The 10,393-nt window shown below is 57.7% G+C and carries 9 protein-coding genes; 8 read left to right on the forward strand and 1 reads right to left on the reverse strand.

Annotated elements, in window-relative coordinates; all coding sequences use genetic code 11:
- Window positions 1-231 precede the first annotated feature (231 nt).
- From GWC77_RS25905 to GWC77_RS25940, 8 genes are all read left to right on the forward strand, one after another.
- Window positions 232-1,725: a hypothetical protein gene (locus tag GWC77_RS25905; protein ID WP_173261739.1), complete on the forward strand. Its 1,494-nt coding sequence runs from the start codon at window positions 232-234 to the stop codon at window positions 1,723-1,725.
- Between the two features lie 56 nt (window positions 1,726-1,781).
- On the forward strand, window positions 1,782-3,779 hold the full coding sequence (locus GWC77_RS25910; RefSeq protein WP_173261742.1) for a hypothetical protein: 1,998 nt from the start codon (window positions 1,782-1,784) through the stop codon (window positions 3,777-3,779).
- Window positions 3,780-3,937: 158 nt separating this feature from the next.
- Window positions 3,938-5,032, forward strand: coding sequence for a CDP-glucose 4,6-dehydratase (rfbG, locus tag GWC77_RS25915; protein WP_173261745.1), 1,095 nt, complete (start codon window positions 3,938-3,940; stop codon window positions 5,030-5,032).
- A 1-nt stretch (window position 5,033) separates the two neighbouring features.
- On the forward strand, window positions 5,034-5,960 hold the full coding sequence (locus tag GWC77_RS25920) for an NAD(P)-dependent oxidoreductase (RefSeq protein ID WP_173261748.1): 927 nt from the start codon (window positions 5,034-5,036) through the stop codon (window positions 5,958-5,960).
- 23 nt (window positions 5,961-5,983) lie between these two features.
- Window positions 5,984-6,961: a glycosyltransferase family 2 protein gene (locus GWC77_RS25925; protein WP_173261751.1), complete on the forward strand. Its 978-nt coding sequence runs from the start codon at window positions 5,984-5,986 to the stop codon at window positions 6,959-6,961.
- 14 nt (window positions 6,962-6,975) lie between these two features.
- A complete protein-coding gene (gene rfbF, locus GWC77_RS25930) occupies window positions 6,976-7,758 on the forward strand; it encodes a glucose-1-phosphate cytidylyltransferase (protein ID WP_173261754.1) in 783 nt (260 codons plus the stop codon).
- The gene (locus GWC77_RS25935) at window positions 7,755-8,783 is read left to right on the forward strand and encodes a lysylphosphatidylglycerol synthase transmembrane domain-containing protein (RefSeq protein ID WP_173261757.1); all 1,029 of its coding nucleotides are present in this window, start codon (window positions 7,755-7,757) and stop codon (window positions 8,781-8,783) included. Before rfbF ends, GWC77_RS25935 begins: the two co-directional genes overlap by 4 nt.
- A 24-nt stretch (window positions 8,784-8,807) precedes the next feature.
- Window positions 8,808-10,130 carry an NAD(P)/FAD-dependent oxidoreductase gene (locus GWC77_RS25940; RefSeq protein ID WP_173261760.1) on the forward strand — a complete coding sequence of 441 codons (1,323 nt, stop codon included), beginning with the start codon at window positions 8,808-8,810 and terminating at the stop codon, window positions 10,128-10,130.
- A gap of 78 nt (window positions 10,131-10,208) precedes the next feature.
- Here GWC77_RS25940 and GWC77_RS29175 read toward each other — a convergent pair.
- Window positions 10,209-10,393 (reverse strand): hypothetical protein (locus tag GWC77_RS29175; protein ID WP_217283415.1); only part of this gene is annotated, 185 nt, incomplete at its 5' end.

The raw sequence follows: 10,393 nt of genomic DNA on the forward strand, positions 1-10,393 counted from the left end.
ATTATCTTTCGCCAGCAGAGTTCGCGGCGAAACATCGGGCAACAGCGGATGCTCCTGCCGCTTTCCAGGAGCTGGTTTAAAGGGACTTTGCTAGAAGCCGACTGGCCCTACCGAAGGGGGCAGGTCACCCGGACCTCGTCTAAGATTCAGACGACACGACAACTATTCTGACGCCGGGGGGATCGATGGAGTGGGTTGGCAACCGTCGTAGTGCTAACGATACTTTCGCCGATGGTTTGGTACATCGACAAAGTCCATACTGAGTTCTTTACATACTGCTTCGTTGCCGCTGCTGTGGTGGCGCTTTGCGGTCAGCGGTATTTTCTTTCGTCTGTGTTGCTCGCGGCGGCCTCGACCCAAAATGTCAGCTTCGCCGCGATCGCTGTCGTGCCCCTCATTCTGGCTCTCTTCGACTGCGGGTTTCGCCAGCGTTTCACGCTCGTTCAACTTGTCGCAGCGGCGGCGGCAGCACTGTTGGCACTGCTGCACCCAGCGTATTACTTCTTCCGATACGGCACCATCGATCCTCAATTGGTCGCCGGGGGCGCTGCGATCGGCGGCAATCTACGCAATTTTTACGTTTGGCTCGTAGACCTGGATATCGGCCTGTTCCCGAATTGGCCGCTTGGCGTTCTCCTTGTTGCCGCGCTCATCGTCACCTTTTCTTGGAAGCTGTTTGCTCGAGACATCCAGCCGGCCTCCTTCGCAGGCACGCGCCTTGGAAGACGAGGATATTTGATTTTCTGTGCCTGCTACATCGTCCTTAACCTGTTCGCACAGTCGTCGACAGAGAAGTTGAATTCGGGCGCAACCCCGGGCCTCGCCCGCTATGCGACGTGGTACATCCCGCTGTTTTATCCGGCCCTCTGCGCGTTGCTGGCGAATTTGCCCAGCATTCGGCTAGCCACCGTGCGCGGAATCGCGAAGCTGGTTTGCCTTGTGCTCGGTGCCTCGGTATGCCTCGGCTACACGTATGCGTTCCAGCGGCCCCAGTTGCCAGAATCCGGTTACGTGCAACCATCGCCCGCTTCCTGGTTTGTGCAGACCCATTGGCCTGGGGCGTACAATCCGCCGTCCGAAATTTTTGCGAAGCGATATAGCGGAATCGGAGAAGCGCCAGAGCTCGCCACTGCGCTTGCGATCATCGGACCCGACTGCAGAAAGATCCTCGTGGAGAACGGCCCCGGGCGGGTGTATGGACTTGCAGGATGTGGCTTCGACGAGCGGCGAGTGTCTGCATTGCTGAGGACCGGTTCGCTCGCTGGCATTCAGCAAGGCCGCTACCTCCGGCTTACGGATGAACAAGCGCAAGACCTCCTCGTTCCCTGCCCGGACGCAATCGTTTTCTCCGACCGGGACAATGCAACGAATCTGATGCTCCGCGGGTTCAGCGCGGCCGAACCTTGGGGGCGCTGGAGCGACGGGCAGCATGCGTCGATCGTCTGCTCGTCTACCGGAGACAGGACAGCTATCGTTACGGCACACGGGTTCGCCCCGAAAGGTGGCGCCCAACGCCTAATGGTTGCGGCGAACAACGGGCCTCAGTTGTCTTTCTCCTTCGATGCTTCGACGCGCGAGGTGGAGGTGCCAATCACGGCTGACAAGGGCAAAGAGTTGAAATTGGTCTTTCGGTTTCCCGACGCAACATCACCCCACAAACTGGGACTCAGCGAAGACCAGCGTGAACTGGCAATCGGTTTCACAATGGTCCGTTTTAAGCCCTAGCGCGAAGGCGCTATGGACAGCCGAGAAGCCCATGCGCAGATGCGGCGCCAGGCGTCATGAAGAGCCAATGCGTCGCCGCAATTTCCGAGGAGTACGTTTTGGATAGATCAAGAATCAGCAACGCATGCCTCGTACTGCTCGCCGGGGTTTTGCTTCTCCTGATTAAGTCAGATCAAATCTGGTCACTCAGCGTCGACCTGGCGCATCACTATGCTCTCGTCGAGCGCCTGCTCGAGCCGGGCGGCCTTGGCTCAAGCCGGGATCCAAGTCTTGGCGAGATGCAATTCTATCCGCGCGCCGGTCACCTCATCGCTACCATTGTTGCGCGTCTGTTCGACTCGGCCATTGTCGGGATAGCGCTCACCGCCACGGCCTCCCTCATCGTTGGTTGGATCGCGATCGCATACCTCCTTTCTGGATTCAGAGGCCAGGTCGCTACGCGAGTGCTTTGGAGTACCGCGGGGTCCCTCCTCATCGGCGGGGGCATCTTGCGGCTGCAGATTTTCGGAAAAGAGATCGTTGGCAGTTACTTCTTTTCTCAACTGGTTGCGCAGGCCGCACTTTTTGTGGTGATGGCGATCGCGTTGCGGCTGGAGCGACGATCGATCCCACGGTGGCTACGATACGGGTTCCTCGCTGCTGCTATCCTTTTGATCGAAAGCATTCATTTATTGCCCGCTATCGAAGGCCTAGGCTTTCTCGGCCTATTGTTGCTATCCGATGTGATCGAATCGTGGCGCGCGGGCACCCCAACGAGAACCCTCGTTCGTTCGCTCGTAGTTCCGGCTATATTTTTAGTCGCGACAACCATCGCGGTGATCGCACATCCGACCTTTGCTGTAATGCGCTCGATCAGCGAAAACAACGGAGACCTTCCGCTGACGTTGTTTCGTTCGATGGCCGGCTTATTCGTGCTGGCGCTCGTCGTTCTGGGCCTATCGATAGCGCTTGTCTTGCGATGGACACGACTGGCGAGCGATTCGCGTCAGAGCGCGCTGCCGTTGAAATATATTGGCTCCGTCGGTGCCTCGTGTAGTGTTTTGTTTCTCCTTCAATGGCTGGCTTGGCACTTTGGACAAGGCTCGGAGTATGCCTGCAAGAAGTACGTGTTTGCCTTAGCGACAACGTTGCTGATCGAACTCCCGATGTTTGTTGTCGCCTCGCCAAAGAGGCTCAATATCGCCAGCAAGCTGCCGCGAGCCTCTGCACTTGGTCTCAAGGACTCGCTGGCCATGGTCGGCATTATCGTTGCAGGCTTCTTCTCGGCTGCTCCTCTGCACAATGAAGTGTCAGTGTCGTCAATACGAAAGCTCGAACACTATGTCAAGGCGATGCAAGCGTTCCGTCTCCAGCACGGGATAACGGGGACGGCAATCGCGGCCCACCTGTCCTCGCCAAGCCCACTGCTGGACTACATGTTTTCGATTGCCACGCTTAAGGCACCGCGGGACGAGACCACACTCGACCTGCTGCGAAACAAGACACCCACGGGATTGGCGCATCTTTCCATGATCGTCACCGCCCGCAACGATCCCACCTACGACGTCCAGCAATGTCGCGTTCCCACGGGAACCAAAACCCTTGTGGGCGTGGACGCGCAATGCTTCGTGAAAGCAAAGAATTTGAATTCCACCTGCCACGGCCTGTTCGACCTCACATCTGCCGGTGCAACTGAACCTACGCTGCTGTCGGGATTCAGCTCACCAGAACCAGGTGGAACTTGGACGGACGCCACAAATGCATCTTTTAGATGCGAGATGCCAGTCGCAGGTGCGTCTCGTTCACACGCCGTTGAGGTAACTGTCAGTGCGTTCGTTCCAGCCGACCACCCGCAGCGCCTCACCCTTTCGCTAGGCGATTCGGCTACGCGCGACACAGTAACCTTTACGCGCCCTGGGGAGGTAAAGGTGCTCACTCTCCCCATAGGCGGTGCGTCTAGAGGATGGCTGAGCCTCCGGTTCTCTATGCCCGACGCCGTCTCGCCCGCGCAAGCAGGCCTGAGCGCGGATGCCCGCCTGCTTGGCGTGCAAGTTAGCGCGATACGCTTTCGGTGACCACCCTGGCGGCGACGTCACCACGGCGCCGCCCACCCTCTGAAAGCAGCCGCCGCGGCGGCAACGAATCGCGCCGCTGTGGACTCAGGCGCGAGGAAGCGCCTTGCGAATCGAATACAATACTCGGTTTGTTACGACACTTTACGGAAAATCGCCGCATGAGCACGCCTCCCCTGTTCACCTTCGAGCGGTCGCTGGCGGGAAAAAAAATTCTCGTGACCGGTCACACCGGATTCACCGGTGCGTGGGCGTGCCTCTGGCTCACCGAAATCGGTGCCCACGTTGCTGGTATCGCGCTGCCGCCGGATCAAAGGCCTTCCCTCTACGAAGAGGTCGGCCTGGCTTCGGACATTGATTCGGTATACGCGGACATCGGTAATGCGGCTGACGTCAAACGTGCCTTCGATCAATTCGCGCCAGACGCTGTACTGCACCTCGCCGCCCAACCACTCGTGCGCCGCTCATACCGTGAGCCAGTAAGCACCTTTTTGACCAACGCAATGGGCACAGCACATGTGCTCGAAGCGGCTCGTTCGACGCCCTCCGTCCGGGCCGCCGTATGCGTCACGACCGATAAGGTTTACAAGAACAACGAGTGGCAATGGCCGTACCGCGAGAATGACCCTTTAGGTGGTAAGGACCCATATAGCGCCTCGAAGGCAGCTGCCGAAATGATCATCGACAGCTACCGTAGCTCGTTCGGCAAGACCGACGGTAGCGGTTTGGCGATCGCAACTGCGAGAGGCGGCAATATCATCGGCGGCGGTGATTGGTCCGAGGACCGTCTCGTGCCCGACTTCGTTCGCGCGGTCACCGAGAAATCCCAGCTAACGTTACGTTATCCGGATGCGACCAGGCCATGGCAACACGTGCTCGCCCTAGTGCAAGGCTATTTGATGTTGATGGCGGGACTACTGAATGAGCCGGCGAAATTCGCACGCTCGTGGAACCTCGGACCGCAGGACCCCAGAAGCTTCACTGTGCGCGAGGTTCTCGAAGAGCTAGCGAAGAGTTGGGAACGGCCAACTCTCGAATACATGACTGAGCCTCTACCCGAGGCTGGCGCACTAGCCCTTGACAGTTCGCTTGCACGCAACGCCTTAGGATGGGCACCGCCTTGGGATACCCGCCGCGTCGTTGAGGAAACGGCAAGCTGGTACCGCGACTACTATCGAGCTCGCTCGGATGCAAGGCGGATATCGCTGGCGCAGCTTTCGCGATGGCGTTCCGATCTACAGGACGCTGGGGCGTAGCATGCTGTCGCGCATTCTTCTTACCGGGGGCTCCGGCTTCGTTGGCTCGCGACTAGCACAACTGCTGTTTCGCTCGGGCACTGAGGTTATGAACGTCGGTCGGCGTCCCTGTCCGATTGAAGGAGTGGACAATCGGATCGTTGCGGCGTTGTCGCGCGAATCGATCATCGATGCGATTGGTCGGGGCACCAAGTTTGACGCGCTGATTCATTTGGCAGCTGCAGGCGTGAGTCCCAGCAGCCGTGATCGACAGGACCTCATCGGAGTCAATGCGGCGCTCGCGCCGGAGATCATCACTCTAGCTGCCGATCTGGCGTGCCGGGCTGTCGTGATGGTCGGCAGCAGTGCTGAGTACCGTGCTCCGCGTGAGCATGTACCGATGGTCGAAGACGCGCCGCTGGAAGCGCAAAAGCTTTACGGCGCAACAAAGGCTGCCGGCGGCATACTCGCGCTAGCCAGCGGCTCAGCAATATCGCTGCCCGTTGCGGTCGTTCGACTGTTCAACGTGTTCGGTCCCGGAGAAGCGGCGCATCGTCTATTACCTTCGTTGGCCACCAGCCTACGCGCAAGCCAGCCCGTCCAGCTGTCCGCCGGAACGCAAATCAGGGACTTCGTCTATGTCGACGACGCGTGCGCAGGACTTATTGCTGCGGCGGAATCGTTGAGCGAGCAACGGATGGCCAGCGGTGCATACAATTTGGCGACAGGCGACGGCCATTCAGTTGCGCAGTTTGCACGAATGGTCGCTGCGGCCATGGAGGCTGACGAAGGCCTACTTCACTTCGGAGCTCTGCCGCTACGGCCCGACGATTTGCCATACGTCGTGGGCAATCCCGCGCGACTGAAAGAAGCATGCGGATGGTACCCCGTAACCACGCTCATCGATGGTATTCGCCGGACGCTCGACGAACTTGAGCGTACTTCTTAGACAATTACATGCATCCAGCGTCTATGCGCATTGAATCAGTTATCGCCCAACGTCCGCTTGTTTCGATCGCGATTCCCGTGCTAAACGAGGCGGATAACCTCGATATGCTGTACGCACGCCTGGACCAGTTGTCAAAAGCGATGGCGAGCAAGTGCGACATGGAGTTCGTTTTTTCCGATAACCATTCCGACGATCGCACCTGGGAGATTCTTTCCGAACTTGCTCGTCGGGATTCGCGGGTGCGCGCCATCCGCTTTTCGAAAAACGTTGGTTTTCAGCGCTCAATCCTCGCCAACTATATGCATACGCGAGGGGATGCAGTGCTTCAGATCGATGCAGATCTGCAGGATCCGCCAGAGCTGTTAGATCAGTTCTTTGCGCTGTGGCAGGAGGGGTACCACGTCGTTTACGGCATACGAGCCAAACGACGCGAAGGCCGCTTGATCAACGCTTTTCGTCGCATCGGTTACTGGTTCATCGACAAGATAAGTGAACACCCGATCCCGAGAGACGCGGGCGACTTCCGGCTCGTGGATCGAAAGGTTATCGAGTCTGTCCAAAAATTCCGGTCCCCGAACCCGTATCTACGCGGACTGATTGCAGGGCTCGGGTTCCGACAAGTTGGCGTTCCATACGAAAGATCCGCCCGCATCGCCGGGTCAAGTAAGTTTGGCCTTAGGCAGCTTATTCGGCTTGGCCTTGCCGGCGTTTTCAATCACTCGGTCGTGCCCCTGCGGATTGCCACCTATTCGGGCGTACTTTTGCTCGGAGTTAGCATTTTGGGCGCGGTTTACTACGCAGTGCTTCGCATTTTCCATCCCGATCTGCCGCGCGGGCTTGCCAGCATTCACATACTAGTGCTATTTGGAATTGGCTTCCAATCGCTGTTGCTGGGCATTCTCGGGGAATATCTTCAGCGCATCTATGTCTTGTTGCGCTCGGAACCGACAGCCATCGTCGAGCAAGCGCTAAACATCGCGGCCGACGAGCTAAAACTTTGAATTTGGGGGTATCGATGAAAGCTGTTATCTTGGCCGGTGGACTCGGGACGCGCATCGCCGAGGAGTCCGATCACAAGCCAAAACCAATGGTCGAGGTTGGTGGAAAGCCGCTCCTGTGGCACATCATGAAGACGTATAGCCACCACGGCATCAACGATTTCATCATTTGCCTGGGCTATAAAGGTTATGTAATAAAGGAATTTTTCTTCAATTATTATCGTCATACGGCCGACCTTCAAGTCAATCTCGTCACGGGCGAACACAAGGTTCTGAGCTCGCAGTCCGAACCATGGACCATCACGCTCGTAGATACAGGGGCGGACACGATGACTGGCGGGCGTCTGAAACGTGTCGCTCAACATCTGAACGGCGAAACTTTTTGCCTGACCTATGGCGATGGCCTTTCGGATATCGACGTCTCTGCGGAAATCGAATGCCACCGGAAACATGGCAAGCTTGCGACTGTTGCGGCAACTCAACCGCCAGGACGCTTTGGCGTGCTGAACATTGCAGACGACGATCGAGTCACGAGTTTTGAGGAAAAGCCAACCGACGAGATCGGGTGGATCAATGGTGGTTTTTTTGTGCTCGAACCGAAGGTCATTGACTACATCGATAGCGATTCGACGTCGTGGGAGCATGCCCCACTGCGCAACCTAGCGCGAGATGGGCAGCTGGTAGCGTTCCCTCATCACGGGTTCTGGCAACCGTGCGACACCCTGCGGGACAAGCGTCAGCTCGAAGCGCTCTGGGAAACTGGAAATGCCCCTTGGGCAGTCTGGAACGCTCGTTCATGAATTCTGCACAAGACAACGCGCCGCGACGAAAACAGTTTCCTTTGCGGCAGCTAATCGGTGTCGGCATATCGGCAGTCTGCCTCGTATTGGTTTTCCGAAAAGTCGACATCGGTCAGTTGCGCGCTGCGCTTGAGAACTTCAAGTGGCATTTCCTCGCTCTCGGAATGGCATCGCTCGCCATTGACTACGCCGTACGCATCCAGCGCTGGGCGGTGCTGCTGCGGGCAGGCGACGCCGAGGTGACAGGCTGGGCCTGTACCGCGCCCTTCCTTGGGTCGATTACGCTGAACAACGTCTTGCCTCTTAGGGCGGGAGACTTGGTGCGAGCGCTCGTTTTTCCTTCCGCTATCGGCGTACGTCGTATAACCGCGACAGCAAGTCTGCTGCTCGAACGGCTCGTCGACATGTTGACGCTGTTGCTCAGCCTTGGCATCGGACTCTCGCTGAGTCCCTTGGCACACGTGCCGGAATGGCTCGGTCGTTCAGTCGCTGGCTTAGCGGTAGGTGGTTGTGTCGCCCTCTTCATGATTGTGGCGCTGCATAGGCCGGTGCTAAAGCTTCTCGCTTCGCTTCACGCAGTTGCCGAACGTCGCGGCTCATCAAAGATCGGAGGCGCCATAGCCCTTTTGATCGATCTGACCCGCGATGCCGCAGGCATGTCTCGGCCGCGAGTTTTGGGCGCATTGGTTCTGTTGTCCGCGATCATTTGGGTAGGGGAAACGGGGCTTTTCTGGGCTGTCCTGCACGGTCTAGCAATCGACGCGACATTCCCCGCGGCTCTGACCATTATGGCGGTGGCCACCCTCTCGACGCTCGTCCCGTCATCGCCCGGCTACGTCGGTCCATTCCATTTGGCCGCGTATTCGGCGGCAGTTATGCTGGGCGGTTCGCCCGCACAAAGTGCAAGCTTTGCGGTTCTGGCGCACCTCGGATTGTGGCTCCCGACCACACTCGCGGGAAGCATCGCTATCCTCGCCAAGCCAGCGTTGTTCAAAGGCCGTTCGGTGGCCCGCCCCGACGCCTGACCTCTTTCTGGATTCAAGCAAGCAATGAATACGCAATACGATGTCGTTATTGTTGGTGCCGGATTCACCGGCTTGGTCGCAGGCCTTGACCTCGCGCGTGCGGGGAAGAAAGTTCTCATCGTCGAGCGAGATGCAGGTCCTGGGGGGCTTGCGGGGACGTTCGAGTTCAAGAACGGGATCACGATCGAGAAGTTCTATCACCACTGGTTTAACAACGACGAGTACGTTCCGGAGTTGGCGAGCGAACTAGGGATCGCAGATCAGATCGTCACACTGCCGTCCAAGACTGGGATGTATTTCAACGGCAAACACTGGCGCCTGTCGACGCCGATGGACCTGCTGAGATTTTCACCGCTGCCGATACTGGACCGGATTCGATTGGGCCTCCTCGTGTTTAAGGTCCGCCAGATCAAAGACTGGAAGACCATCGAGCACCTATCTATCCGTGAGTGGCTCGAACCACTGTGCGGAAAGAACGTCTTCAAGATCGTCTGGCAACCCCTGATCGAGTCGAAGTTCTCGGTGTACGCGGACGCGGTCAACGCCGTATGGTTCTGGAAGAAACTCGTCCTCCGAGGCAGTACGCGAGACAAGCAGGGTGGCGAGCAACTCGCCTATTTCAGAGGTGGGTTTGGGCGCCTCGCGCAGAAGATCGCTGACGAAATCGTCCGCTTGGGCGGCGAGATCCGATACGGAACAGAAGTCGTCGGGACGAGCGTCGTTAACGGGCACATAGCGGCACTGGAGACACCGCAAGGACCCGTTGCGTCGAAGCATTTCCTCTTCACCCCGTCGTTTCACGTCATCGCGAACATCTTTGACGGTGCTGCCGATCCGCAGTGGCTGGACTCTCTGAGACGCGTAAATTATCTGGGCAACATGTGTCTCGTGCTACAGCTGGATCGCAGCCTTTCGGAGACCTATTGGTTGAACGTCAACGATCCGGGTTTTCCGTTCGTCGGCGTCATCGAACACACCAACTTCGACCCGCCGGAAAACTACGACGGCAAGCATATCGTTTTCATCTCGCGCTACTTGGCGACGCAAGACCCTGTGTGGGCCTACCATGACCGGGAGTACCTCGAGTTTGCCATGGGGCACCTGCGCCGGATGTTTCCTGAGTTCAACGAGTCGTGGGTTCAAGATTTCCGGGTGTGGCGCGCCGAATATGCTCAACCAGTGACTGAACGGAACTACTCTCAGTATGTGCCAAAGAGGGAAACGCCGTTCCCCAATGCAACCATCTCGACAATGGCGCAGATCTATCCTGAGGATCGAGGGACGAATTATGCCATTCGCGAAGGCAGAGAGGTCGCGCGCACGATTAGCGCTCGTCTCGCGAACTGAGATCAGAATTCGCGTCGATCTCGCATTATGAGAAATTAATTGGGCCCCATGCTTTTAGTACAAGAACGTGCGGCTCATCTAAACAACCATAGCGTTGCACGCCCTGCTGACACATCGCATCGTGTTATTGCGAATATGTGTGGCGCGACAATCTGGATGAGAGACGCGCGACAAACAAGATGAGAATGTCGCGGCGAGGTTGATGATGCCGATGTTGATTGACGCTGACAAGCGTTTGTTGATTGACGCGCGGCGCATGTTGC

The sequence above is a fragment of the Paraburkholderia sp. NMBU_R16 genome, assembly GCF_013282575.1.
In the GTDB taxonomy this organism is placed as follows: domain Bacteria; phylum Pseudomonadota; class Gammaproteobacteria; order Burkholderiales; family Burkholderiaceae; genus Trinickia.